We start from the raw sequence: 25,174 nt of genomic DNA on the forward strand, positions 1-25,174 counted from the left end.
GCAGGAACGCGCCGGTGGGCATGGCGCCGAGGACCGTGACGTCCAGCAGGCCGTCGCTCGGGTCGGCGCCGGGGCAGATCCGCATCCCGGCGCCGTAGCTGCCGGTGTTGGCGACGGCGACGAGCGTCGCCTCCCGCTCGATCACCTCCCGGCCGCCGGGCGCGTCGAGCGTGATCGTGAAGGGGATCGGCCGGAACGCGCGCAGTTCGCCGGCCACCGCCACCGCGTAGCGGGCCGTGCCGCGCGGCCAGGTGCGGTTGTTGGCCCGCTCGTTCACCCGGGAGTCGAAGCCGCAGGCGAGCACCCCGGCGAACCACTCCCCTCCGTCGACCTGCCCGGCGTCGAAGGCGCGGGCCCGGCCCGCCAGCACGATGTCGGCGGCGGCGCGCGGGTCGCCCGCCGGGATGCCGAAGGCGCGGGCGATGTCGTTGCCGGTGCCGCCCGGGATGAGGCCGAGCGGCACGCCGGTGCCCGCGACGGCCTGCACGGCGAGGTGGACGAGCCCGTCGCCGCCGAAGGCGACCAGGGCGCGCGGCCGATCGGCCACCGCCTCGCGGGCGCGGGCCAGCGCCTCGGCCGCCGAGCGGGCGGCGAGGACGGCCACCCGCCCGCCGGCCTGTGCCAGCCGGAGCAGGGCGGGGGCGAGCAGGCGAAGCGAGCGGCCCGAGCGGGCCGCCGGGTTCACGAGTACGGCCAGCTCACCGGGCACACCCGGAACCTCCCGCCTAACTGCGCGGCGCGTCGGAATCGGTCGCGCCGAGGTCGAGCGGGGACGCCTCCTCGTCGCTCAGCGAGGAGTAGTCCTCCCCGGCAGGCAGCCGCTTCTCCCGCAGGTACATGAACAGCTCGGCCAAGGCGAAGAGGATCACCATCGGGGCGGCCAGCATGACCATGGTGAACGGGTCGGTGCCCGGGGTGGCCACGCCGGCGAAGACGAACATCACGAAGATGACCATGCGCCGGTGCTTCTTCACCGTCGCGTGCTTGAGCACGCCGATGACGTTGAGGAAGACCATGAGGAGCGGCAGTTCGAAGGAGATGCCGAACACCAGCAGCATGATCAGCACGTAGTTCACGAATTCGGTGATCGTGATGATGAGCACCGAGTCGGGCGGGGCGAATCCCAGCAGGATGGTCAGGCCGGTGTCCATCACGATGTAGGACAGCGCGGCGCCGGCCAGGAACAGCGGGATCGCCAGGGCCAGGAACGTCATGCTGTAGCGCCGCTCGTTCCGGTACAGACCGGGGGTGACGAACGACCAGAGCTGGTAGAGCCACACCGGCGACGAGACCACGATGCCGAACAGTGCCGCGATCTTGAGGTTGATCAGGAAAGCGTCGAAGACGCCCTGCACCGCCAGGGAGCACTGGCCCGGCCGCAGCATGTGATCCTGCGGCAGGCCGCAGTAGGGCCTGGTGATGAAGGTGTAGATCTGATCGAAGAAGAGGAACCCGATGATCGTGCCCGCGACCAGCGCGAGCAGCGACTTGACCAGGCGGTTGCGCAGCTCACGGAGATGCTCCATGAGCGGCATGCGACCCTCTGTGTCAGAAGTTGCCGACCCGTCGGCGGCCGACTTGGGCCGTTTGAGCAGCGCCATTCGGTAGTCCTGGTCTCAGCGGGGCGGATGGGGTGGGGGGCGGGGTCAGTTGAGCTTGTCCCGCTGGACGCCCGGCTGCGCCGTGGCCGCCTGAGCGCGCAGGCGGGCGGCCTGCTCCTCGAGCTGCCTGGCCTGCTCCTCGGCCGTGATCGGCTGGACCGGCGGGATGGCGGCGGGGGCGGCCTGTGCCGCCGGCTGCGGGGTGGCCGCGTACTGCGCAGAGGCGGCGCCGTCGTCGTCCTCGCGCAGCTTGGCGGTCTCCGACTTGAAGATGCGCATGGAGCGGCCGATCGACCGAGCCGCGTCGGGCAGCTTCTTCGCGCCGAACAAGAGCACCAGGATCACCGCGATGATGATCAGCTCCGTGGGTCCCAGGTTAGGCATGACACTTCCTTAAACCGAGCGACGTGCAATCTCTTCGTTCGATCGTACGCTGCCAGGAGTGCGGTCTCACCCCTGACGTCCCACTCTGACCCCGTTCTTTTGTTCGGAATTCTGGTATTCGGCGGCCAGGCGAGCTCTGGTCTTCGCGAGTTCACCGGCCAGACCTCGCGCGGCCACCAAAACCCTGACCGAAAAGACCGCGATCACGACCAGCCCGGCGGCGGCCAGGGCGACCGCGGCGAGGATCCAGCTCATATGTGCACCCTAGCCAACATCTGCGCCATTCTCGTAGCGTGCCAGCGCCGCACACGCGCGTTCTTTGACCGCGTCGGCGAGCGAGGCGGGGGCCACGACCCTGCCGGTGTCGCCCAGCCGCAGCGCCAGCCGTACCAGCCAGCCCTGGTCCCTGGCCCTGAGCGTGACCCGCAGCCGGCCGTCGCCGAGCTCGGTGACCTCTTCGCACGGGTAGTACTCGGCGACCCAGCGCCCGGCCGGGGTGACCTCCAGCTCCACCAGCTCGTCGGTGGCCGAGGGGCGGAAGACGCCCCGGGCGACGTCGAGCGGTTCGGCCTCGGCGGGCGGGTCGGCCGCCTCGGGCAGGATCCGCACCTCCAGCATGCGGTCGAGCCGGAAGAGCCGCACCGCGTCGGCGCGGTAGCACCAGCCCTCCAGGTAGGAGCGGCCGTCGGCGACCACCAGGCGCATCGGGTCGACCTCGCGCGGGGTGACCTCGTCGCGGCCGGGCACGTAATAGCTCAGCGACAGCCGCCGCCCGGCGCGCAGCCCCTCGTTGACCGCCGCCAGGGCGTCGGGGGCCGCGTCCATCTCCACCGCGACCAGGCTGCTGACCGCCGCCGCGCCCTCGCCCGCCGCGCGCTCCAGCTTGGCGATCACCCTGGCCAGCGCGTCGTGGTCGCCGACCTCGGCGAACTGCGGGAACTCCAGCAGCATGCGCAGCGCGACCAGCAGCGCGCTCGCCTCGTCCACGGCCAGCCGCAGCGGCCTGGCGATGGTGTCGGCGTTGTCGATGAGGATCTCGCCGCCGTCCCAGGAGACGTCGATGAGGTCGCCCGGCGTGTGACCGGGCAGGCCGCACATCCACACGAGTTGCAGGTCGTCGATGAGCTGCTTCTCGGTCAGCCCGAAGACCTTGGCGACCTCGGGCACCTGGGCGCCGGGATGGGACATCAGGTAGGGCACCAGCGCCAGCAGCCGCGGCAGCCGATCGGTCGAGCTCATGCCAGCGCTCCCTTGAGGCGGCGGATCACGGCGTCACGGGCGTCCGGCGGCCCGCTCACCTCGACGTCGTCGCCGAGGCTGGCGATCCAGCCGGCCAGCCGCTCGGGATCGCTGAAGGAGACGTCCACCTCGTCCCACCCGTCTGCTCCCCCGCCGGGCCGTACGGCCTGGGCGAGCTGGCGCAGCCCCTGGCAGGTGCCCGGCCGCACCCTCAGCAGCGCCACCCGCTCGGGCAACGCGAGGTCGTCCCGCCAGCCCACCATCTCGCGCAGGTCGATCCCGGGCGGGACCTTGACCTCGCCGGGGCGGCCGATCGGCGTCACCGGCCCGGTGATCCTGCTCAGCCGGAACACCCGGTGCTCGCCGCGCCCGCGGTCGTGCCCCACCACATACCACCGGCCGCGCCGGCTGACCACGCCCCACGGCTCGAGGGTGCGGGTCGCGGCGGTGCCGCTGCCGGCCGTGCGGTAGTCGAAGCGGACCGCGCGGCGGTCGCGCACCGCCTCCCACAGCGCGGGGAAGGCCGGGTCGCGGGTGTCGACCCGCAGCTCCAGCGAGCCGACCGCGCTCTCGTCGGTCTCCACGCCGCCGGCGCGCAGCTTGAGCAGCGCGCCGCCGGCGGCCTCGGCCAGGCTGGCCCGCTGCCACACCTGGGCGGCGAGACCGAGCACGGCCGCCTCGTCGGGCTCCAGCGTGATCTCGGGCAGCTCGTAGGCCTGGCGGACGATCCGGTAGCCGGGATCCTCCTCCCAGGGGTCCTTGTGGACCTCGATGGGGATGCCGATCTCGCGCAGCTCGTTCTTGTCGCGCTCGAACATGCGCTGGAAGGCCTCGTCGCCCTCCCGGTCGTAGCCGGGCACCGCGTGACGGATCTGCTCGGCCGACAGCGGCCGCCGCGTGGCCAGCAGGCAGATGACGAGATTGAGCAGCCGCTCGGTCTTGCGCCGTGACATCGGGCCTCCCTCCCCTGTGACCGTACCGCTCCCCGAAGGCATCAGTGTGCCGCATCCGCGGCCTGTTGATCGGCGGAACGCCTTCCCCGGTGAACCGCCCCGGGGAAGGGTTCGCGTCCATTAGCCTTCCGGCGTGATCAGATGGCGTAAGGGCGAGGTGGAGCGGGTCCGGCGCGCGTGGGCCGGCGCGGTCGAGCTGGAGGCCCGGCTGGAGGACGGATCGCAGGTGCGGGCGCTGGCCTATCCGGAGCTGGTGGGCAGTCCCGAGCCCGGTGACGCCGTGCTGCTCAACACGACCGCGCTGGCGATGGGGCTGGGCACCGGCGGCTACGCGATGGTGGTCGCGGTGCCGGACCGGCTGCCCGCCGACCCGCAGGGCCCCGGCCATCTGGTCAAGGCGCGCTACACGCCGTTGCAGGCGACCGTGCAGGGCGCCGACGAGCAGGACTCGCCGCACCACGAGCTGCTGCGCGAGGCCGACTCGGTGGACGGCATGCCGGTCGTGGTGGCCGACCTGCACTCGGCGCTGCCGGCCGTGCTGTGCGGCCTGTTCGAGGAGTACGGCTCGCGCCCGCCGGACGCGCCGCGGGTGGCCTACGTGATGCTGGACGGCGGGGCGCTGCCCGCCTGGTTCTCCATGTCCGCCGCCCGGCTGCGGGAGATCGGCTGGCTGTGCGGGACGGTGACGGCCGGGCAGGCGTTCGGCGGGGACGTGGAGACCGTGACGACGCACACCGCGCTGCTCGCCGCCCGGCACGTGCTCGGAGCGGATGTCGCGGTCGTCGCGCAGGGCCCGGGCAACCTGGGCACCGGCACCCGGTGGGGGTTCTCCGGGGTGTCGGCGGGCGAGGCGGTGAACGCGGCGGCGGTGCTGGGCGGCCGTCCGGTGGCGGCGCTGCGGGTCAGCGAGGGCGACAGGCGCGCGCGGCACATCGGGGTCTCCCACCACTCGCTGACCGCCTACGGCCGGGTGGCGCTCGCCCGTGCCCGGGTGGCGGTCCCCGAGCTTCCGGGCGAGTTCGGGGAGCGGGTGGCCGCCCAGGCGCGCGAGCTCGGTGACCGGCACGACCTGGTCGGCGTGCCGGTCACCGGTCTGCGAGAGGCGCTGGAGGCGTCGCCGGTGCGGCTGTCCACGATGGGCCGGCCGCTCGAGGACGACCTCGCCTACTTCCTCGCCTCCGCCGCGGCGGGCAGGCTGGCCGCCTCGCTGCTGTCGTAGAAGTCACGGAACGTGAAGGCCGCCGGGCCGGGCCCGGAGGCCTTCAGCCGTTCCAGCCGCTCCATGCCCTCGGCCAGCGTCGGCGTGCTCCCCTCCGGAATCCACCACAGCACCGTGTACGGCTCCGCGATCCGGTGGAACCACTCCTTGCGCCGTTGCAGCACGGGCAGGTGCGGGCTGCGGTAGACGAAGTTCCACAACGTGTCGCGGTCTTCCCACACCGACATGTTGATCAGCAGGTGGTCGCCGAACTCGTGGGCCGTGACGGCGTCGGGCTCGGGGCCGCCCTTCATCCGCCAGACGAATCCCGGCGCGACGTCGGCGATGGCGTTGATCGGTTCGAGCAGGTCGATGAAGTCCTTCAGCTGCTCAGACTCCGTGGGGGCGCGCAGGTGGGCGATGTTGAGCTGGGCTAGGTGCATGCGGATCAGCAGACCACGCCGCCCTCTTCTATGTCAACATCTATTGTTTTTAGAGGCGTGTCCGCCGGGGCGGTGTGACGTTGTCCACACGCGGAGTGCGTTGCGGGCGGAACGGGCGCGGGCATGGTGACCTGCGATGGAGGGGCCGTTCAGACGGCCGGGCCGGCTTCCCGCCGGGCCCGTGGGGTGCGCCGGAGTCCGGGCGCGCCGGCTCCACGAGATCGCCGGACGTGGACCAGTCCGGCCTTGACCGGCGGCGCGTGACCGAGGGCGCGCGCCCGCACGTTTCCCGCTTCACCGCGGATGGAGATCCGACGATGAGAACAGACATCCGTTCCACGCCGAACGTCCGCCGGCTCGCCGGCCGGGCGGCTCCCCGAGGATCACGCCGGCCGGGCGACCGCCGCACCGGCCACTGACGGGCCGACCGCGATGCTGGCCCTCGTCGTACGGGCCGCGTCACGTGCCCGCCGCGCGGCACCCGCCCGTACACCCGTCCTTGCGCGGGGGCGGGGCGCGCCGCGGCCGGGGCGGGGGCCGTGGCGGCATCCGGGGGCCTGGCTGGTCGCCTGTTACCTGGGGTTGCAGTCGCTGAGCTACTACTCCGCCATCACCTGGCTGCCCACCGTCCTGACCGACTCGGGCATGCGGGAGGACGCGGCCGGCTGGATGCTGTCCTTCTTCGAACTGCTGGGGATCGCCGGGTCGTTGCTCGTCACGGTACTGGCGGAGCGGGGGGTGCCCCTGGGCGCGCTGGCGGCGGCGGGCGCGGTCCTGTCGGCGCTCGGTTTCGCGGGCCTGCTCACCGTCCCGGCCGCGGAGCCCTACCCGTGGATGGCGCTGCTCGGGGTCGGGCAGGGCGCGGCGATCAGCCTGGCCACGATCTTCGTCGTGCTGCACTCCGCCGGTGCCGGGCACGCGGGCCGGCTGTCCGGCATGGCGCACTGCGCCGGCTACACCCTCGCCGCGACCGGCCCGCTCGCGTTCGGCGCCGTCCACCAGGTGACCGGCGGGTGGGCCGTGCCGCTGCTCCTCATGGCGGCCCTGGCGCTCCCGCAGGCCGCCGTCGGGGCCGGCGCCGCCGGGAGACGCCACAGGGAAGCCGTCACTGAAGATCCATGATCATGAGGACGACGAGCCCGACGAGGTGGAGCAACACGACGAACCCGATGAGGAAGACGAAGACGAACTTCGCGGGGCCGTGCTCGAAGTGCTTCCCCTCGTCCAGCGGCGGCAGTTTCGCCTGTCGTTCGGCGATCCGCTCCTCCAGGGTCTTTCTCTTCCGGCGGGGCATGACGGTCTCCGGCATCGTCTGATCACCCATCTTCTCGCCCCGCGTCGCGGGGGCCCGGGACGCGTGTCCGTCAAACGATTAGTACACTAATCATTAGTACACTACTTGTTATAGCATGAGTCCCGCCGTTACGGAGGTGTCCCGTGAGTGACCTTGACGACATCGGCGACCCGCTCGCCCTGGAGAGCCAGGTGTGCTTCGCCCTGGCGGTCGCCTCCCGCAGCGTGATCGCGCTCTACCGGCCGCTGCTGGAGCCGATGGGGCTCACCCATCCTCAGTACCTGGTGATGCTCGCGCTGTGGCAGCGCGCCCCGTTGTCGGTCAAGGAGCTCGGCAGGCTGCTCCAGCTCGAACCCGCCACGCTGTCCCCCCTCCTCAAGCGCCTCGAAGCCGGCGGATACGTGCATCGTCCGCGTGCCGACCAGGACGCCCGCTCCCTCGCCGTCACCCTGACCCCGGCCGGGCGGGCGCTGCGCGGCCAGGCCGAGAAGATCCCGGCGGCGATCGTCGGGCGGCTGGGGATGGAGCTGTCCGAGCTGCGGCACGTCCACGAGGTGCTCACCCGGATGATCGCCCACGCCAACGACGCCCACCGGACCCTCCGGGACCGGGCGGCCCTGTAGGGCGTCCTCAACGCACAACGGGATCCCTGCCGCTCCGCGCGCGGAAGGTCCGCCTCCGAGGCGGGCGGCGGACCGGCTGCCGTCCGCCGGGAGCGCCGGTCAGGTCTCCCCGCGCGGCGCGCCGCGGAGCGCGATCGCCGACAGCGCCGCCGTCACCGCGAGGACCGCCGCGGCGATGCCCATGACCACGGTGAACCCCTCGTCGAAGGCGGTCCTCGCGGCCCGGAGCAGGGCGGCGGCGGTCGTCTGGTCCAGCCGGGCCGCGACCGCGGTGGCCGCGCCGAGCGACTCGCGCGCGACGACGCCCTCGTCCGGACGGAGCCCCGGTACGGCGGGCAGCGCGGTCCGGTAGGCGGCGGCGAGGACGGTGCCGAGGACGGCGACGCCCAGCCCGGCGCCCAGCTCGAACGACGTCTCCTGGATCGCCGCGGCCTCCCCGGCCCGTTCCGGCCGTGCCGCCGCCATGATGATGTCCGCGCCGAGGGTCATCACCACCCCGGCTCCCGCGCCCGCCGAGATCAGCACCGCGATCGGCGCGCCCGTGCCCCACAGGGCCGCCGCGGCGAGCGCGGCGGCGAAGACGGCCAGCGACGCGCTCACCGCCGTCCGGTGCCCGGCCCGGCGGGCCAGCCAGGGCGCCGCCGCCGCCCCGGCCGCGTTGGCCGCGGCGAGCGGCGCGAGCACCAGCCCGGCCTCCACCGGCGAGTACCCGGCGACCAGCTGGAACCGCTGGGTGAGGAAGAACAGCAGCGCCGTGTAGCAGCCGAAGCAGCACAGCACGGCGACGGCGGCGGCGCGGAAGCGGCGGTCGGCGAACAGCGACAGGTCGAGCAGCGGGTGGGCGGCCCGCCGCTGCCGGACGACGAACACCGCCAGCAGAACGACCGCCGCCGCGCCCAGGGCGGCCGGCACGGCGACCCCCTCGCCGCCCAGGCCCTTCAGCGCGTAGACGCCCAGCGCCAGACCGGCCGCGGACAGGATCGCGCCCTGCGCGTCCCACCGGCGCGGCGCCGGGTCCCTGGACTCGGGGATCAGCCGCCGGCCCGCCACCAGGACGACCGCCACCACCGGCACGTTGACCAGGAAGACCGCGCCCCACCACCATCGCTCCACCAGGAGGCCGCCGACGAGCGGGCCGATCGTGGCGCCGGCGCTGTGGGCCGCCGTCCACAGCCCGATGGCGACCGCGCGTTCGCGGGCGTCGGGGAACACCGACCTGATGACCGCCACGGTGGACGCCATGATCATCGCCGCGCCCACGCCGAGCAGCATCCGGGCGCCGATGAGCTGCGCCGCCGTACCGGAGAACGCGGCGGCGGCCGAGGCGGCCCCGAACACGGCGAAGCCCGCCGACAGCGTACGCCTGCGTCCCAGGCGGTCCCCCAGCGTGCCGAAGGTGACCAGCAACGTCGCCACGGTCAGCGAGTAGACGTCCACGATCCACAGCAGCCCGGCGGCGTCCGGCAGCAGGTCCTGGCTGATGGCGGGCACGGCCACGTGCAGCACGGTCAGGTCCACGCCGACCATCAGCAGGCTCGTGCACAGCACGGCCAGTACCGCCCACCTGCGCGGATGCCCGGCCGGGCGGGCGGCGGCGCGGGCGCCCGCCGTGTCGTCGAGAGTCATGCCGCCAGCCTCGTGACACAGGGGCTGAGGCGGCAAGTACGGTTATTCCTGTGCCATAGTGCCGTTTCGTATACCCATGGAGGTCAGAGATGCGTGGGGACCTCGACGAGATGCCGGACCACTGCATGGTCGAGGTGGCCATGGAGGTGCTCGGCGGGCGGTGGAAGCTGGCGATCCTGCGCAAGCTCCTGGACCGGACGCACCGCTTCGGCGAGCTGATGCGCGCGATGCACGGCGTCACCCAGCGGATGCTGACCCGGCAGCTCCGCGAGCTGGAGGCCGACGGGCTGGTCGTGCGGACGGTCTACCGCGAGGTGCCGCCCAAGGTCGAGTACTCGCTGACCGAGGCGGGGCGAAGCCTGGAGAAGATCGTCCTGCTGCTCGACGACTGGGGCCGCTGGTACCTCGGCGCCCGCCCGCCCGCCGGCGAGCGGCGGCCCGGCCTCCCGCCGCCCGCGGGCGAGGGAGGCCGGGAGACCCATTAGTAGAAGTGTTCGAAGTCGCGGTGCGGCGGGCAGGGTTCGCCACGGCCGTCACAGGGGGCGGTGCCGCCACCGCCCTCGCCGGGAAGCGGGATCCAGATGTCGATGACGTTGTCGATCCCGCCGCCCGAGGGACTGCCGCTGGGTTCGACGCCCGAGGGGGGCGGTTCGAGCACGTCGCCGGCCGGCGGCGGGTCCTGCGGCTCGGGGTAGACGGGGATCGGGGTGTAGTCGTAGCAGCTTCCGGGGAGCTGGGTGTAGCGGTAGGCGTTCAGGTCGCCGCCCCACTCGACGAGCCAGCAGCCGCCGGAGCCGTCGGGCATCCGCCTGGCCGACCGGCCGCAGCAGGACAGCGGGTCGTGCCTGCCGGGAGTGCTGGCGTCGCCGAGACCGGAGCTGATCGGGTCGCTGCTGCCCGTCGGGGAGTTGGCCGCGATCCACACGCCGAACCACAGGTCCCAGATCGCGCTGCCGGGTGAGGGGTAGTAGCCGTCGGGCACGGGCGTCCCCGCGCTGCCCGGCTCCGCGGAGACGCAGTGCCGGGACTGCCGGGCGCTCAGGCAGAACCGCGCCATGTTCGGCAGGACGCCGTCCTGGAGCTCCCGCTCGGTGGGCACGGCCTGTCCGGGCTGCGCCCTGGTGATCACCTGGCTGAGCTGCGGCGCCTTCGCCCACAGGCCCGGGCAGCGCGCCTGGAGCCAGCGCGCCAGCGACTGGCCGATGGCCAGGTGCCCCGCCCTGTTGGGCATGAAGCTCTCCTGGAAGGCGTGCACGTTGTTCCCCGCGCGCAGCTCGGCGGCGTTCAGGGTCCAGGCGTGGAAGTACGGCGCGGCCGTACCGACCTCGTGACCCGCCACGGCGGGGGCCGGGTCGAAGACCTCCACGGCGGGCTTGGCCGGGTCGGCGGCGTTGAAGGCGGTCACGGCGGTCCGCAGCCGGGCGTTCAGTGCGGAGACGTAGCCGTGCAGGGCGTCCAGCGTCTGGGCGCCCATGAACGTCAGCCACGGGTTGCCGGTCGCCTTCACCGGGGACGGGTAGAGGTTCAGCACGATCAAGGCGTTGGGCGCGGCCCTGCGGGCGGCCGTGAGCGCCGCGGTGACCTGCGTCTGGACCTCGGCCAGGTTGTTCTGCTCGCGGGTCAGCACGGCTTGGAAGTTGCGGAGCTGGTCGTTCCGCCAGCCCGGGGCGGGCAGGACGCCGCGCAGCAGCGCCGCGGTGGCCCTGCTGATGTAGGTGCCGAGGGCGTTCTGCAGGACGTCGGTGTAGTGTGCGTCGCCGGCGCCGAAGCCGAGGAGCACCACGTTGGACTCGGGCCGGATGATGTTGCCCTGCGGGATGTTGCGGCCGGTGCCGGCGTCGACGTCGACCTGGTCGATCATCATGTGCTTGCCCTGGGCCCCGGAGGAGGCGGCGAGGGCGAGCCGGTCGATGTCGATCGAGGTCCGGATCGAGCCCTCGCTCAGTGCGACGGGCAGGGTGGTCCGGTTGCTCGCGGACAGGTAGGCGAAGGCCAGCGCGCCCGGGGCGTACGGGGACTGGTGGCGCCAGAAGGTGGAGTGGCCGTTGCCGGGCGTGTAGCCGCCGGCGCCCTCGCCGGAGCTGAAGCCGTCACCGGCCACGGACACCACCCGGGGGACCGAGGCCGGCACGGGGGTCGCCGCCGCGCCCCCGCACCCGGGCACGTTCGGCCCCGCCGAAGCCGCCGTGCCCCCTCCCACCAGCATCCCGGCCGCCATGACCGCGACCAGCGCGGCCCTCGCGCAGCGAACCCGCCAGGGCGGGCGTAAAGCATGAGCATGTCTCATGTTGCCAGTGAACAGCGGGCGTTGCGCGCTAGCATCCGGTGAATCACGTACCAGACGGGTCCTCGGACGGCCACGAAGACGTGGACGCCGACGGCCTTCGCGCCGGACCGGAGAAGCACGCCGACAGCGGCGGCGGAAGGCTTGCCGTGGCCGCGCTCGCCGCGCAGACGCCCGTGACGCACCGCGCTGCCACGAAAGGCCGTGGGAGCGCGGCATACCTTCGTCGCCAGGCCCGCGTGTCGCGTTCGTCGTGAAAAGCCCGACGGGCGCGACGAGAGGACGAACGGAAAGGCCGGCCCGCGACCGGCAGCGGCCGCCCTTCGCCGGGTCCGACGAGGGTTTCCGTGAAAACAGTGGAACCGGGTGGTGCGCCGCGGCCAAGTACCGGGTGAAAGCAACGACTACGCGGAGAGGACCACACACCCGTGGTAAGTGCTCACGCACAACCCGACGGCCCGTCCGTCCCGGACGCCGCGCTCATCCGGGAGTCGCTGGTGGAGCCGGAGCTCTTCGCGACGCTGTTCGACCGGCACGCCGACGAGATCTTCCGCTACGCCGCCAGACGGCTCGGCCACGAGGAGGCCGAGGACGTGACCGCGGAGGTGTTCCTCGCCGCCTTCCGCGTCCGGGCGCGTTATGACCCGGCCCAGCCGGACGCCCGGCCCTGGTTGTACGGCGTGGCGACCAGAGTGATCTCCCAGCATCGGCGGTCGGAGCGAAGACGGACCAAAGCCCTCGCCCGCCTCGCGCCCGACCCGCCCGGCTCGTTCGACGAACGCAGCGTGAACCGCGTCACCGCCGGGCAACTCCAGCCACGGCTGGCCCAGATGCTGGCCCGCCTCAGCGCGGCCGAACGTGACCTGCTGTTACTCGTCGCCTGGGCCGACCTGAGCTACGAAGAGGCGGCCGTGGCGCTGGGCGTCCCCGTCGGCACCGTCCGGTCCCGGCTGCACCGCACCCGCGCCAAGCTCCGCCGCGCGCTCGGCGGGAAAGACCCCCTGATCCTGGAGCACGCACATGAACGATGAGTTCGACACCTTCGCCCGCCTCCGCCCGGCCGCTCCGCCGTACCCGCCGCGGGCGCGGGCGGAGGCGCGGCGGCGGCTGCTCGACGCGGCACGGAGGGATTCCGGCGGTCGCCGGCCCGCCTGGCTCGCCCGGTTCCGGCCGGTGACGCCCCGGGGCGCCTGGCAGGCGGCGGGCGCCTTCGCGCTGACGGCGGCCATGGTCGGAGGGGTCACCGTCGCACTGTCCGGCGGGACCGGCGAGGTACGGGGACCGGCGGTGAGCCGGGCCGTGGCGAGCGATCCGCCTCCCGCCCCGGAGACCTTCCCCGGCGAGCCGAATCCGCAGCCCGGGAAGTTCATCCGCATCGACTCCGAGATGATGTTCACGTCGGAGGGCGATGGAGGCAAATGGCTCTACCGCAGCAAGCGGGCGTTCTACCGCGCGGTGGACGGCCGGAGCGATGGCCTGTTGTGGTCCGAGAGCCTGGCGCCGAAGGCGTTCCCCGGCCTGCCGCTGCCGGAGCAGGCGAAACGAACGCCATCCGGCGGGGGCTGGAACGAGGTCGACGGTCTCTGCCCCGGCCGGCCCCAGGACAACCGCAGGGACTACGTCCACCTGGCCGGCCTGCCCGCCGACGAGCAGGCGATGCTGAACCTCCTCTACCGGCACGTCGATCGCGAGTTCGCCGACCGCGAGGCGTTCCACACGGCGACCGACATGCTCAGGGAGACCTACATGCCCCGGGCACAGCGCCAGGCGCTCCTGAAGGCGATCGCCATGATCCCGGGAGTCGAGCCGGCCCAGGACGTCGCGGACTCCGCAGGGCGCAAGGGGGCCGCCCTGGGAATGACGCAGGACGGCGTACTGACGCAGTTGATCTACGATCCGCTGACGTCCATGTTCCTGGGGGAACGCGGCACGATCGTGGACGAGAAGACCGGTGGCGGCCCGGTCGGCGGCGTGGTCGCGCTGACCGCGCAGACCTCGGTGACCGTGGTCGACAAACTGCCCGAGGCGCCGGACGCGGCGAAGGACAGCACCTGCGAGATGGCCGCGGAGAACTCGGCACCGGGTGAGGCCACACCCGCCCGGTGACGGGCGCGGCAGGACAGCGGAGCTGCCGTCGCGGCTGTGACGGGCGAAGGCCACCAGGGCCGCGAGAACCTCGCAGAGGGTGGCCGTGCGCCTCCTGAGCGCGCAAGAGGCGCCCGCTCAGGCCCGGGGATCTGTTTGCCGGATCTTCGCCAAGGCGTTGAGGGCGGGTCGCCCGGGGTGTGATTCCCCAGGCGACCCGGCCTGAATGGGCGTCTCCGAGCGCAGTAACCCGATCTTGAGAGTGAGGCGCGCTCCCGCTTGATTACCGGTCAGGCGGTGGTGAAGGAGATCCACACGTCCGGGGGAACGTCTTCGGGCTCCTCCGTCCACGCGTCACCGGCGATCTCGGTGGCGACGCGCCGCCAGAACGCGACGGCCGCCGTGTTCGAATCCTGGAAGGCGATCTTCCAGGGGCCAGGGTGCCGGGAGATCACCTCCCGCACGACCTCCATCCCGATCCCGGACCGGCGCGCGCCGCGCACCACGAAGAAGCTGTTCAGCACGCGCGCCGGGCCGGACAGTCCGCGCACGAACGAGAAACCGACCGGCCGGTCCCCGCTGGTGAACAGGTAGGCCGCCCAGTCGCCGTCCTCGAACACCGGGCGTAGCCGATCGCGGTGATAGGTGGCGTCCGGGCCGGGCAGTCCGCCCTGGAACTCGGCCATGTCGTGGCGGAACATGAGCCAGAGCCGTTCGATGGTGGGACGGTCCGCGGCGCTCACGGGCCGCACGGTTGCTTGAAAAGTGTCCATACAAGCACGTTCCGGCCGGAAGCAACATCCGGCCGGAATGGGTGAAACTAGCACATCCCGATCACCGCGGTATCCTTCTCGGCCGCCAGGCGTTCGCCGTGGGCCGGCAGCTCGCTGATCCGCATCGTCAACTCCCGGACGCCGGCCGTTTCCAACGCCGCCCCCAGGCCCCGCTGGACGGCGGCCTTGAGCGTGTCCCGCCCGGCTCGCAGTTCCTTGATCTGCGCCCGGGCCGGCTCCAAGTCGCACTCGGCCGCACCGACCTCACCCCCGCTCCTCGCCACTCCCCCGCTGCTCGCGCCCCTGCTCACCACCTCTCCGCTGCTCACCACTCCCGCGATGCTCGCCGCTCGCGCGCTGCTCGCATTCCGCCTGGAGGACTACCTCGAGGTGCTCTTCAAGCGTTACGGCTGACCGGCGTCCGTGGGCCGGGAGCCCGGCCGGGGATCCGGGTAAGATCACCGCCGTGCGGAGTCCACTCATCGGCAGGGACGCGGAGCTCGCCGCACTGGGGTCACTGCTGGCGGATCCCGCGCCGTCGTTCGTCCTGGTGACCGGCGAGCCCGGGATCGGGAAGACCCGCCTGCTGGCCGCGTTCGCCGCGCTCGCCTCGGGCGCGGGAGTGCCGGCGATGACCGGGCGGGGACTCCAGTTCCAGGACAGCGTGCCCTTCGGGATGTGGCTGGACGCCGCGACCGGAGGCGAGCAGGACACACGCCTGGCAGAACCCTCGGGCCGGCTGCTGAGCGTCCTGAGCATCGAACCGGCGGGCGGTCAGATCGCGGACGGCGTGGAGCGGCACCGGCTGCACCGCCAGGTCCGCGCCCTCCTCGCGGACGCCGCGGAACCCGGTGGCCTGGTGCTGCTGTTCGACGACGTGCACTGGGCGGACGACGCCTCGGTGGAAGTACTCGACTTCCTGGCCAGGCGTCCGTGCACGACCCCGGTCGTCGTCGTGCTCGCCTGCCGTACCGGGCGGGTGCCCACGGTCCTGGAGCGGTCGTTCGCCGCCGCGGCGGACCCGCCGCTGCGCATGGCGCTGGGGCCGCTGGCGGCGGCCGACGTCGACACGTGGCTGTCCGCCGAACCGTCGCGATGGCGCAGGGAGCGCCTACGCCGGGCGAGCGGCGGCAACCCGCTCTTCCTGGAGATCCTCAGCGACCTCCCGGACACGGTGGCGGCCGAGATCGCCGACGGCCCCGACGGAGACGCACTCGCCACCACCGCACCAAGCCCACCCACCGCCAGCGAACCGAGTACGCACGCCAACGGCGGGCCGGCCGTACATGCGGACACCGGACCGAATACGCACGTCAACGGCGGATCGGGCATAAACGCGAACAGCGGACCAAATACACACGCGGACAGCGGGCCGGGCATACACGCCGACAGCGGACCGAGTACGCACGCCGACGGTGGATCGGGCATACACACGGACGGTGGGCCGGGGGTGCGTGCGGCGCTGGGGCGGCTCATCTTTGCTCAGCTTGGGGAGTTGGACGCCGGGCAGCGGCTGATCGCGCAGGCCGCCGCGGTGGCCGGGGACGGGCACGACGCCCGGCTGGTCGCCGCGGTGTCCGAGGCCGATGCCGGCATGGTGGAGCGGGCGCTGGACGACCTGGTCGGGCTGGACGTCCTGCGGCCCGGGGACGGGGGGTTGGCGTTCCGGCATCCGCTGGTCAGGGCCGCCGCCTACCGGCTCGCGGGACCCGCCTGGCGGGCCGGCGCCCACCGGCGCGCCGCCGCGTACCTGAGGAGCAGGGGCGCCCCGCTCGTCCGGTGCGCCGCGCACATGGAGCACGCCGTCGAGGTGGGCGATCTCGACGGCGCCGAACTGCTGGCCGCGGCGGGGCACGCCACGCTGGCCACCGCCCCCACGACCGCGGCCCGCTGGCTGCGCGCGGCGCTCGCGGCGCTGCCCGCCCTGCCCGGCCTCGAAGCGTTCCGGACCGGTCTGAGGCTGGCCCTCGCCAAGGCGCTCGGCGTGTCCGGACGCCTGGCGGAGAGCCGGGAACTGCTGCACGAGATGCTGAGGTCGGACGGCCCGCACCGCAGCACGGTGGCGGAACTGCTCGCCACGATGAACCGGTCCCTGGGCCTGCTGGCCGAGGCCAGGGCCGTGATCGTCGCCGAGCTGGCCGCCGGGCCCGCGTCCCGGGCGGAGCTCCTTCTTGAGCTGGCCGTGACCGACCTGCTGGACGGCCGCTGGCACGAGGGCGAGGGGCACGCCGTCCAGGCTCTCGCGTCCACCGGCGGGCGGCCCGGGCTCTCCGCGGCGGCGTTCACCCTGCGGGCCGTCAGCAGGATCCACCAGTGCGCGTTCGCGGACGGCGTCCGGCTCCTCGACCGGGCCGCGCTGCTCACCGACGCGCTGACCGACCGGGAGCTGTGCGAGGATCTCACGCTGATCGCGCCGCTGGCCTGGGCGGAGTTCCTCCTCGACCGGCATCCGGCCGCGCTGGGCCACCTGGAACGCGGGCTGCGGATCGCCCGGCGGCACGGGCGGCACAACGACGTCCCCCTCATGTACGCGGTGCGGACGGCGGTCAACGTGCGCACCGGCAAGGTGGCGGACGCCCTGGCCGACAGCGCGGACGCCGAGGAGATGGCGCGGCACCTGGGCAGCCTGGAGCTCCTCGCCTTCGTCCGCGCCGTCGGGGCCCGGCCGCTGCTGTGGGCCGCCGGGCCGGACCCGGCGATGCCGTCCGTCGAGGAGGCCCTCGCCGGTGACGGGCTGCGGTCGGCGTGGTGGCGCATCGTCGTGAACCACGACGTGGCCGAGGTGCTGCTGTCGGTGGACCGCGGGGCCGACTGCCGCGAACTGCTGGCGTCCCGGGTGCCCGCCGACCCGGCCGGGCTCGGCCCGTACGCCGTGTCCACCTACGCCATGCGCTCGCAGATCGAAGTGTCCCACGGCGACCTGCGAGCCGCGGCGGAGTGGTACGAACGCGCGGCCGGGTTGGCGGCGCACGCCCCGCCCGCGCAGTACGGCTGCGTCGCGCGCGCCGCGGCGCTCATCGCGCGGGCCGAGGGCGATCATCCGGCCGCGGCGCACCGGGCACGGGAGGCGGTCGACGTCTTCCGTACCGTCGGCCTGGCCGTCGGCGAGGGTTTCGCCCGGATGCTGCTGGCCGAGATCGAGTCCACGCTCGGGGACGCCCGGGGCGCGCGCCGAGAACTGGGCCTGGCCAGGGAGCTGTTCACCGGATGCGGCGCCCCGTGGCTGGCCGGCCTGGTCGCCCGGGAGCAACGCCGTACCGGAGCCCGCCAAATCCGCCGGCGCCCCGCGGCCGAGCCGCTGTCCGGGCGGGAACGTGAGATCGCCGAACTGGTCGCCCAGGGCATGACCAACCGCCAGATCGCCGACCGCCTCTACCTGAGCCCGCGCACCGTGGAGACCCACCTGGCCCGCGCCTACCAACGGCTCGGCGTGCACACCCGCGCCGCCCTCGCCCGCCTGCTCAGCGAGGGCCCGCGATAACGCCGGACGGCCGACGGCCCGGGACCAAGAGGCCCCGGGCCGTCGATCCATCCACCCGCGAGACCGGGAACGCAGCCCCCGGCCCCAGGGTTCACCCACTCGCGGCACCGGGGACGCAGCCCCCGGTGCCACGGTTCACCCACTCGCAGCCCCGGGGACGCACAGCCCCCGGCCTACGGCCGATCCGCTCGGACGGCCCGGAACGAGGTGTCCCCGGCCGCCGCCGGTCCGGAACGAGGTGTCCCGGGCCGCCGCCGTCTGGAACGAGGTGTCCGGGGCCGTCGCCGGTCCGGCCGTACGGCTAGCGCACGACCCGCACGTGGTCCCGTGCGCTGGTGGAGCCGCGAGTCTCCCCGTCGCCGGCGAAGACCGCGCGCCACTCGCCGGAGCGCCAGGCGGTGGCCTTGGTGGTGAAGTCACCGTCACGGCCGGTCCACACCGTCTTCACGGACTGCCAGGACGACGAGCCGTCGGCCTTGAAGAACAGTCGCACCGGGGCGCGGTGCCCGTCCCAGCCGAACCGCTCGGCCGCCTCCAGCGTGCCCTTGAAGAACAGGTCACGACCGCGCTTCGCCGGCTCCCGCAAGGCGTCGAACTTGACGATCCTGCTCGCCGCCTTCTGCGGCGGGGCGATGACCCTGACGCGCTCGCCGTCGCTTTCGCTGCCCTTCGCGGCGAAGCCGCCGTCGTACTCGGCCTTCCACCAGCCCGACGACTTCGCCGGCACGGTGGCCCGGAAGCCGCCGAAACCGTCGGTGCGGTCGGTGGTGACCCGCTCCCAGCGGCGCGAGTCGTCGGCCTTGAACAGAATGTTCACCCTCTGGCCGCGGTGACCCTCCCAGCGCGAGCCGTCCTGGATCTGCAGCCGGCCGGCCACCGACAGGTCCGCTCCCTTACGGACCGTCTGCGGCGCCACGCGGAACCCGGCGATCCGGGTGTCGCGCGACTGGACGACCTTGAACTCGCCGTTCTTCGAGTTCTCGCCGTCCTTGTTGCTCGCGACGGCGAGGAGGGTCCAGGTGCCGGCCGGGCTGCCGGTGTCGAAGCTCTTGCTGCCCCACCAGGCGGTCCTGCCGCCGCCGAGGCTGCGGGAGTCCAGCTTCACCTGGCTGCCCACCCCGATGCCGGGCGCCCTCACCTGCAGCGTGACGTTCTCCGCCGAACCGGTGGTGGTGAAACTGAACCTGGCGGTGGCCGGAAACCGGCCCACCACGACGGCGCCCGGACTCACCCGCACGTCGGAGACGGTGGGAGCCGCCAGGGCCTCCGCCGACGCCGGCACGGCCTGGGCGAACGTCAGAGCGCCCGCCCCGGTCGCCACCGCGATGGCGAGGGCACTGATGCGTCGTACCACGATTGTTCGTCCTTCCCCGTAGACAAGACGCGGCCCCAGATGCACCGCGTCTTCTCATGTAGACGTTTGGCGAGGGCAAAAAGTTGGTAGAAGTGACGAACTGTCATGAAGATCGGTCAGATAGGACCGTTTCGCAGCATCTGTCGGCCAGTGGAGATGATCGTCACGAACCTCCGGCCGGAGGGCGGATCGACAGGGCGTGCCGGAACACGTTGCGCGGATCCCAGCGGGCCTTCACCCGCTGGAGGCGGGGGTAGTTGTCCGCGTAGTAGATCGTCGACCAGGGCACTCCCGACGTGTTCCACGCGGGGTCGGCGTGGTCGATGTCGGGGTAGTTGATGTAGGCGCCGCCGCAGTTGCCGCCGGGGACCGGCACGCCTCCGGTGCCTGCGAAGGTGCGGCTGTGGAACCCGCGCACCCATTCGAGGTGCGCCGTGCCGTCCTGGGTCTCGTCCCACGTCGCCAGGTGGATGACCTTGAGGATCGACCGGCGCTCGACGGTGGCGGTGGCGGTGGGGGCGACCGAGTTGACCCGCCCGCCGTAGGACAGCAGCCACAGCATGCCGCCGGCGGCCGCGCCTCCGGCGGTGAGGTGGTCGAAGGCGATGCCGGCCTGCTCGTCGGTGAAGCGGCTGCGCAGGTAGGCAGACTTGCCCTTGTAACGCCCGGACTCCGCGTCCTCGCCGAGTGACAGGGTGCGCGCCGCGTAGAACCACGGGTCGCGCTGCAGCGGCGGGACGATCGCCTGCGGGGTGACGCCCTCACCGACCGCGGCGAAGTAGTCGGTCAGGAGTTTCTCGGCGCCGGGCACGCTCGCGTCGATCTGGGTGGGGAGGATCATCCCGCCGGGATCCGCGCCCTCCTGCCGCCCCGGGATCAGCAGCGAGCCCCACAACGAGGCGTGCGGGGATCCCGGGCCGCTGTGCCGCTCGTGCCACTCGCCGTGGTTGCGCAGCAGCCTGCCGAAGGACTCTCTGGTCATGCCGTCCCACGACCAGATGGCCAGGCCGGACAGCACGGTCGCCGGGGGTCTGGGCAGCAGTTTCGCCGGGTCGTCGCCCCTGGCGGCCGGGTCGCGCATCCAGTAGCGGGTCACGACGCCGAAGTTTCCGCCGCCGCCGCCGGTGTGCGCCCACCACAGATCGTGGTTGGGGTCGGCCGGATCCCTGGTGGCCACCACCGCGCGGGCCCGGCCTGCCCGGTCGACCACCACGACCTCGACCGCGTGCAGGTAGTCGACCGTCAGGCCGTCACGCCGGGACAGCGGGCCGTACCCTCCACCGGCGATGTGCCCCCCGGCGGCCACGCCCCCGCACTGGCCGCCGGGGATGGTGACACCCCACCCGAGATAGAGCTTGCGGTAGGTCTGCATCAAGGTGGCGCCGGCCTCGATGGCGAACGCCCCGCGCTCCTCGTCGAAGTAGACCTCCGACATCTCACACATGTCGATCACGACCTGCGCGCCGTCTCCGACGAAGTTCTCATAGCAGTGGCCGCCGCTGCGCACGGTGACGCGGCGGCCGGCGCGGACCGCGTCGCCGACCGCCTTGACGACCTGGTCGGTGGAGCCGACCACGTGGAAGTATTCCGGCTCGGGCCGGAAGCGCTGGTTGGTCCTGCGGACCACCAGGTCCTCGTAACGCGGGTCGCCCGGGCGCACGACGACCGGTCCTAACGGCGGCGGGCCTTCCGCCTGTGCCGCGGCCAAGGCGGGGGCCGCCGGGAGGAGACCCGCCGCCACCCCGCCTCCCAGCGCCGCGCTGCCGCCCATGAACCCTCGGCGGGTGACCTCGCTCATGATCGCAACCCCCAGGTGCGTGTCGGGAAGTTCTGCTCTCCGACGTTAAAAGCCCGCCCGGGGTGACGGAATGCGCCCAAGCGCACAACCGGGGTGGAGGTAGCCCCACCCCCACGGGGGTCGCAGCCGCACCCGGGCTCGGGGGCGGGGTCGCGGCCGGGGGTGGGGTCGCGGTCGCCGTCGCGGTCGGGGGTGGGCGAGGGTGGTCGGGGGTGGGCGAGGTGGTTGCCTACGGCGACGAGGGGTGTCGCGGATCAATCGTGAAACGCGTGCACGGCCTCGGAGATCGGGGTGGCGCCCTCGGTCAGTTCCAGGGTGAGGTGCCGTACGGCCGGCGTGTCCAGAAGGCCGGTGATGACCGCGGCGACGTCGTCCCGGGTGACCCGGCCGCGAGGCAGCCGTTCCTCCGAGAGGGTGACCAGGCCGGTGCCCGGGTCGTCGGTCAGGCCGCCGGGGCGCAGGATCAGCCAGTCGAGGGGCCGGGTGCGCAGGTCCTCCTCGGCCCGGGTCTTGGCGTCGATGTAGGCGGCCCACACGTCGTCCGTCCCCGCTCTGGGCGGCTGCCCGGCGCCCATCGAGGAGATCTGGACGAAACGCGCGACCCCGGCCCGTTCGGCCGCGTCGGCCAGCAGGACGGAGGCGGCCCGGTCGACGGTGTCCTTGCGCGCCGCGCCGCTGCCCGGCCCCGCCCCCGCGGCGAACACCACCGCGTCAGCGCCTTCCACGTGTGCGGCGACCTCCGGCACCGTGGCCTTTTCCAGATCGCACAGCACGGGCCTGCCGCCCGCCGCCACGACATCCGCTTCGTGGGCCGGGTTGCGGATCAGGCTCGCCACCTCGTCGCCGCGCCCGCCCAGCCGCCGTGCCAGCAGCAGGCCGATCTTCCCGTGCCCGCCCGCGATCACGATACGCATGCCCGCCTCCGATAAAGATCCTGTGAGCAGTCGGCACCATCTCATCAGGTGGCCCGGCGGGCCTGCGGGCACCCCCTGCGGATCCCCCCGGTCAGCGGCAGTTGACCTCAAGGAAGGTTGAGGTGCCAGGCTGGCCCGCATGAGTATGACGAACGTCGACCAGCGGGTCGATATCCAGGCGATCGAGCAGGTGGTCGCCGTGGTCGAGCACACCCAGAACAACGAGTTGCCCGACGAGTTCGTCGGCCTGTTCCGGCACGACGCGATCTGGACGACGGGCGGCGGCAGGCGACTGATCGGCCGCGACGAGATCTCGGCGTTCACCCACCAGGTGCTCCCCGGCGGGATGCAGGGCCTGACCGCCAGGTACGAGGTGGTGCACGTGCTGTTCATCCGGCCCGACGTGGCCGCCGTCAAGGTGCGCCAGCGGTATCTGAAGCCCGACGGCGCGCCGGACCCGGAACTCGGCGAGGGCACCCCGCTGTACGTGATGGCCAAGGAGGACGGACGCTGGCTCCTGACCGCCTGCCAGAACACGGCGGTGGTGGACTCCTGACCGCCTGCCGGAAGAGGGCGGTGGTGGACCCGTGACCGCCGCGTTCCACGGTGGTCACGGGTCCACCCAGGGCGCCGGTCACAGGTAAGCGGAGAACTTCCTGACGTCCTCGGCCGCGAAAGCGGTCGGCACGGTGCCCAGGCGCCGGGGTCGCGGGCCCGTCTCGCAGGAGAGGTTGGCCCGCGACCCCGACGGTGCCGCTGGAACAGCAGAGGCCGACGTCGGTCAGCAGGTCGCCCCGGCCGACCGGGGGGCCGGTCCGCTCCCTGGACTTCCCCGCGATGCAGGCGAGCGGTGGGACCGCATGAGGTCCCCCGTGCGCGGCCTATCGGGTGAAGACGAGGGACGCGTTGTGGCCGCCGAAGCCGAAGGAGTTGGTCATCGCCGCCGTCCACCGGCCCCGGCGCGGGCCTCCGGTGACGACGTCGAGCGGCACCGCGGGATCGGGGTCGTCCAGGTTGCGGGTGGCCGGGATCACGCCGTCGCGGAGCGCGAGGATCGTCGCGAACGCGCCCAGGGCGCCCGAGGCTCCGCACATGTGCCCGGTCATCGACTTGACGGCGGTGACGGCGGGATGCGTGCCCAGCGCCTCCGCGATCGACCGGGTCTCGGTCAGGTCGCCGGCCGGGGTGGCGGTGGCGTGCGCGTTGACGTGGCCGACGTCGAGCGCGTCCACGCCGGCCGAGGCCAGGGCCAGCCGCATCGCGCGGGCCTGCCCGCCGGCGTCGGCGCCGGTGATGTGGAAGGCGTCGGAGGTGGTGGCGGCGCCGGCCAGTGTGGCATGCGCGCGGGCGCCGCGGGCCGCGGCGAAACCCTCCCGTTCCAGGACCACCAGGGCGGCTCCCTCGGCGAGGACGAAGCCGTCGCGCCCCGCGTCGAACGGCCGGGAGGCCGCCGGCGGCGCGTCGTTGCGCGTGGACAGCGCCCTGGCCTGGGCGAACCCGGCCAGGGTGAGCGGGTGGACGCACGCCTCGGCGCCTCCGGCGATCACCACGTCGGCGCGGCCGAGCCGGATGAGGTCCAGCCCCACGGCGATCGCCTCGGCGCCGGAGGCGCAGGCGCTCACCGGCGTGTGCGCGCCGCCCCGCGCCCCGAACTCCATGCTGACCACCGCCGCCGCCGCGTTCGGCATCAGCATCGGAACCGTGCACGGCGAGACCTTCCGCGCCCCGGACGCCTCCAGGACGTCGTCCTGGGCGAGCGTGGTGAGCACCCCGCCGACCCCGGTGCCGACGACCACGGCCAGCCGTCCGGGCTCGACGCCGGGAGCCCCCGCGTCCGCCCACGCCTCCCTGGCGGCGACGAGGGCGGCCTGCTGGGTGCGGTCCAGCCGCCGGGCCGGCACCCGGCCGAGCACCCCGGCGGGGTCCACCCGCATCCGCCCGGCGATCCGCACGGGCAGGTCCGCGGCCCACTCCTCGTCGAGCACGGTGATCCCGGACCGCCCCGCCAGCATGCCCGCCCAGGTGTCGGGCACATCGCCGCCGAGCGGCGTGGTGGCCCCGAGCCCGGTGACCGATACGCCCGCCTTCAACGCGTCTTCCACTGATCCCGCCTTCGTCCCCGGCCCCCGGCGGGGGCGCTCGTGGCACAACGCTGCCAGGGCGCACCCCGGCAGACAGTTGGCCTTACCAACGAAAAAGCGGCGCGAGTTCTGTCGCGATCAGGAAGAAGTGCCGATCCGCAGAAGCTCAGCCGTCTTCGGGTGACGAGGCGACGAAGGCGACGCAGCATCGGCCGGGCGCGGCGTCGGAGACCGCGGTCACCCCGCGCTCCCCGAGGCCGTCCAGGAGGCCCTGGCACAGGGCGAGGTTCATCGAGCACACCAGGAGCGGGTGCTCCTCGGAGAGCACGTGGAAGGGGCAGTTGCGCAGCCGGACCCGGTCGCCGTCATGGTAGGGCTCGTAGCCCCGCGCGCGCAGGACGTCCTCCAGGGGGGCGGGCGGGCGGGCCATCCGGGCGCCGGCCTCGCGGGCCGCCTCCTCCGCCCGCTCCTCGGCGCCGAGCAGGTGGACGACGTCGGCGAGCACCAGGGCGGGCGTGCGGTAGTCGCGCGGGGGCAGGCTGACCGACCGTTCCGCCGAGGCCCGCCGGTAGACCTTGGCCGGCCGGCCGCTGCCCGGTCCCGAACGCTCGCCCAGCCGCTTGAACCGGGCGTCCAGCAGCCCGGCCTCGACCAGCTTGTCCAGGTGGAAGGCGGCGAGGGTGCGCTGCACGCCGGCCGCCTCGGCCGCCTCGTTGCGCCCGACATCCCTGCCCTGGGCGGCCACGAAGTCGTACAGCGCCCGCCGTACGGGGTCCTGAAGTGCCGCGACGGCCTGGAGATCGTCCACGTCCGGAGTCTAAGTCCGCGGGCGGGGAGGCTCCAACGCGGTGCCGCCGGCCACCCCACCGAGGGTCGATTTCTGGGTATATACGCAGATCAGGGGATATTTCGGTTTCGGGGTGGTCTGGGCGGGCACGGGGGCGCGGGCGGTCGGCGGGGCGCGACCGCGTTCCCAAGGCGGTGACGGGAGAGCCCGAGCCGCCGGCCGCCCGGCCTTACCGCGTCGTGTCTTTGGGGGTAAA

The 25,174-nt window shown here is 73.3% G+C and carries 24 protein-coding genes and 1 pseudogene; 9 read left to right on the forward strand and 16 right to left on the reverse strand.

The genetic code is table 11. The features are described from left to right. Positions 1-13: 13 nt before the first annotated feature. The 6 genes and pseudogenes from QSK26_RS16230 to QSK26_RS16255 form a co-directional block, all read right to left on the reverse strand. Positions 14-709 (reverse strand): annotated as a pseudogene (locus tag QSK26_RS16230) (diacylglycerol kinase family protein); the annotation flags it as partial. Between the two features lie 16 nt (positions 710-725). Continuing rightward, on the reverse strand, positions 726-1,526 hold the full coding sequence (gene tatC / locus QSK26_RS16235) for a twin-arginine translocase subunit TatC (protein ID WP_285775970.1): 801 nt from the start codon (positions 1,524-1,526) through the stop codon (positions 726-728). A 120-nt stretch (positions 1,527-1,646) separates the two neighbouring features. Then, positions 1,647-1,985, reverse strand: coding sequence for a Sec-independent protein translocase subunit TatA (tatA, locus tag QSK26_RS16240; RefSeq protein ID WP_285775971.1), 339 nt, complete (start codon positions 1,983-1,985; stop codon positions 1,647-1,649). Between the two features lie 66 nt (positions 1,986-2,051). Beyond that, a complete protein-coding gene (locus tag QSK26_RS16245) occupies positions 2,052-2,240 on the reverse strand; it encodes a hypothetical protein (RefSeq protein WP_285775972.1) in 189 nt (62 codons plus the stop codon). 9 nt (positions 2,241-2,249) lie between these two features. Beyond that, entirely contained in the window at positions 2,250-3,224 is a 975-nt protein-coding gene (locus QSK26_RS16250) for a helix-turn-helix transcriptional regulator (RefSeq protein ID WP_285775973.1), read from the reverse strand. Beyond that, positions 3,221-4,177, reverse strand: coding sequence for a helix-turn-helix transcriptional regulator (locus QSK26_RS16255; protein WP_285775974.1), 957 nt, complete (start codon positions 4,175-4,177; stop codon positions 3,221-3,223). Before QSK26_RS16255 ends, QSK26_RS16250 begins: the two co-directional genes overlap by 4 nt. A 133-nt stretch (positions 4,178-4,310) precedes the next feature. Between QSK26_RS16255 and QSK26_RS16260 the strand changes: the two genes are divergently transcribed. After that, entirely contained in the window at positions 4,311-5,396 is a 1,086-nt protein-coding gene (locus QSK26_RS16260; RefSeq protein ID WP_285775975.1) for a DUF3866 family protein, read from the forward strand. On the opposite strand, the gene QSK26_RS16265 is transcribed toward QSK26_RS16260, so the two are convergent. Beyond that, entirely contained in the window at positions 5,342-5,818 is a 477-nt protein-coding gene (locus tag QSK26_RS16265) for a DUF3291 domain-containing protein (protein ID WP_285775976.1), read from the reverse strand. The two genes, QSK26_RS16260 and QSK26_RS16265, sit on opposite strands and share 55 nt — an antisense overlap. 432 nt (positions 5,819-6,250) lie before the next feature. On the opposite strand from QSK26_RS16265, the gene QSK26_RS16270 reads away from it, so the two are divergent. Beyond that, positions 6,251-6,940: an MFS transporter gene (locus tag QSK26_RS16270; protein ID WP_285775977.1), complete on the forward strand. Its 690-nt coding sequence runs from the start codon at positions 6,251-6,253 to the stop codon at positions 6,938-6,940. On the opposite strand, the gene QSK26_RS16275 is transcribed toward QSK26_RS16270, so the two are convergent. Next, on the reverse strand, positions 6,924-7,142 hold the full coding sequence (locus tag QSK26_RS16275; protein ID WP_285775978.1) for a hypothetical protein: 219 nt from the start codon (positions 7,140-7,142) through the stop codon (positions 6,924-6,926). The two genes, QSK26_RS16270 and QSK26_RS16275, sit on opposite strands and share 17 nt — an antisense overlap. A gap of 113 nt (positions 7,143-7,255) precedes the next feature. Here QSK26_RS16275 and QSK26_RS16280 point away from each other — a divergent pair, with 113 nt between their 5' ends. Further along, the gene (locus QSK26_RS16280) at positions 7,256-7,735 is read left to right on the forward strand and encodes a MarR family winged helix-turn-helix transcriptional regulator (RefSeq protein ID WP_285775979.1); all 480 of its coding nucleotides are present in this window, start codon (positions 7,256-7,258) and stop codon (positions 7,733-7,735) included. Between the two features lie 99 nt (positions 7,736-7,834). On the opposite strand, the gene QSK26_RS16285 is transcribed toward QSK26_RS16280, so the two are convergent. Beyond that, on the reverse strand, positions 7,835-9,361 hold the full coding sequence (locus tag QSK26_RS16285; RefSeq protein ID WP_285775980.1) for an MFS transporter: 1,527 nt from the start codon (positions 9,359-9,361) through the stop codon (positions 7,835-7,837). 89 nt (positions 9,362-9,450) lie between these two features. On the opposite strand from QSK26_RS16285, the gene QSK26_RS16290 reads away from it, so the two are divergent. Then, positions 9,451-9,846, forward strand: a complete 396-nt coding sequence (locus QSK26_RS16290; protein WP_285775981.1) for a winged helix-turn-helix transcriptional regulator — start codon at positions 9,451-9,453, stop codon at positions 9,844-9,846. On the opposite strand, the gene QSK26_RS16295 is transcribed toward QSK26_RS16290, so the two are convergent. Continuing rightward, a complete protein-coding gene (locus QSK26_RS16295) occupies positions 9,843-11,648 on the reverse strand; it encodes an SGNH/GDSL hydrolase family protein (RefSeq protein WP_285775982.1) in 1,806 nt (601 codons plus the stop codon). The two genes, QSK26_RS16290 and QSK26_RS16295, sit on opposite strands and share 4 nt — an antisense overlap. Positions 11,649-12,073: 425 nt before the next feature. Between QSK26_RS16295 and QSK26_RS16300 the strand changes: the two genes are divergently transcribed. Next, positions 12,074-12,676 carry an RNA polymerase sigma factor gene (locus QSK26_RS16300; protein WP_285775983.1) on the forward strand — a complete coding sequence of 201 codons (603 nt, stop codon included), beginning with the start codon at positions 12,074-12,076 and terminating at the stop codon, positions 12,674-12,676. After that, positions 12,666-13,751 (forward strand): CU044_5270 family protein, encoded by a 1,086-nt coding sequence (locus tag QSK26_RS16305; RefSeq protein WP_285775984.1) that lies wholly within the window; start codon positions 12,666-12,668, stop codon positions 13,749-13,751. The genes QSK26_RS16300 and QSK26_RS16305 overlap by 11 nt, the downstream gene beginning before the upstream one ends. A gap of 269 nt (positions 13,752-14,020) precedes the next feature. Here QSK26_RS16305 and QSK26_RS16310 read toward each other — a convergent pair whose 3' ends face one another. Beyond that, positions 14,021-14,473 (reverse strand): GNAT family N-acetyltransferase, encoded by a 453-nt coding sequence (locus QSK26_RS16310; protein ID WP_285775985.1) that lies wholly within the window; start codon positions 14,471-14,473, stop codon positions 14,021-14,023. 246 nt (positions 14,474-14,719) lie between these two features. On the opposite strand from QSK26_RS16310, the gene QSK26_RS16315 reads away from it, so the two are divergent. Then, positions 14,720-14,917 carry a hypothetical protein gene (locus QSK26_RS16315; RefSeq protein WP_285775986.1) on the forward strand — a complete coding sequence of 66 codons (198 nt, stop codon included), beginning with the start codon at positions 14,720-14,722 and terminating at the stop codon, positions 14,915-14,917. Positions 14,918-14,969: 52 nt separating this feature from the next. Further along, positions 14,970-17,984: an AAA family ATPase gene (locus QSK26_RS16320; RefSeq protein WP_285775987.1), complete on the forward strand. Its 3,015-nt coding sequence runs from the start codon at positions 14,970-14,972 to the stop codon at positions 17,982-17,984. A gap of 301 nt (positions 17,985-18,285) precedes the next feature. Here QSK26_RS16320 and QSK26_RS16325 read toward each other — a convergent pair whose 3' ends face one another. The 3 genes from QSK26_RS16325 to QSK26_RS16335 form a co-directional block, all read right to left on the reverse strand. After that, positions 18,286-19,338: a hypothetical protein gene (locus QSK26_RS16325; protein WP_285775988.1), complete on the reverse strand. Its 1,053-nt coding sequence runs from the start codon at positions 19,336-19,338 to the stop codon at positions 18,286-18,288. Between the two features lie 163 nt (positions 19,339-19,501). Continuing rightward, positions 19,502-21,136: an FAD-binding oxidoreductase gene (locus QSK26_RS16330; RefSeq protein ID WP_285775989.1), complete on the reverse strand. Its 1,635-nt coding sequence runs from the start codon at positions 21,134-21,136 to the stop codon at positions 19,502-19,504. Positions 21,137-21,390: 254 nt separating this feature from the next. Beyond that, positions 21,391-22,050, reverse strand: a complete 660-nt coding sequence (locus QSK26_RS16335; protein ID WP_285775990.1) for an SDR family oxidoreductase — start codon at positions 22,048-22,050, stop codon at positions 21,391-21,393. A gap of 139 nt (positions 22,051-22,189) precedes the next feature. On the opposite strand from QSK26_RS16335, the gene QSK26_RS16340 reads away from it, so the two are divergent. After that, positions 22,190-22,606, forward strand: a complete 417-nt coding sequence (locus tag QSK26_RS16340) for an SgcJ/EcaC family oxidoreductase (RefSeq protein ID WP_285775991.1) — start codon at positions 22,190-22,192, stop codon at positions 22,604-22,606. Between the two features lie 325 nt (positions 22,607-22,931). On the opposite strand, the gene QSK26_RS16345 is transcribed toward QSK26_RS16340, so the two are convergent. Further along, complete coding sequence (locus QSK26_RS16345) at positions 22,932-24,152, reverse strand: beta-ketoacyl-[acyl-carrier-protein] synthase family protein (protein ID WP_285775992.1); 1,221 nt, start codon at positions 24,150-24,152, stop codon at positions 22,932-22,934. A gap of 145 nt (positions 24,153-24,297) precedes the next feature. Further along, complete coding sequence (locus tag QSK26_RS16350; RefSeq protein WP_285775993.1) at positions 24,298-24,939, reverse strand: helix-turn-helix transcriptional regulator; 642 nt, start codon at positions 24,937-24,939, stop codon at positions 24,298-24,300. Between the last annotated feature and the right edge of the window lie 235 nt (positions 24,940-25,174).

This window comes from Microtetraspora sp. NBRC 13810 (assembly GCF_030268685.1).
Lineage (GTDB): Bacteria > Actinomycetota > Actinomycetes > Streptosporangiales > Streptosporangiaceae > BSRQ01.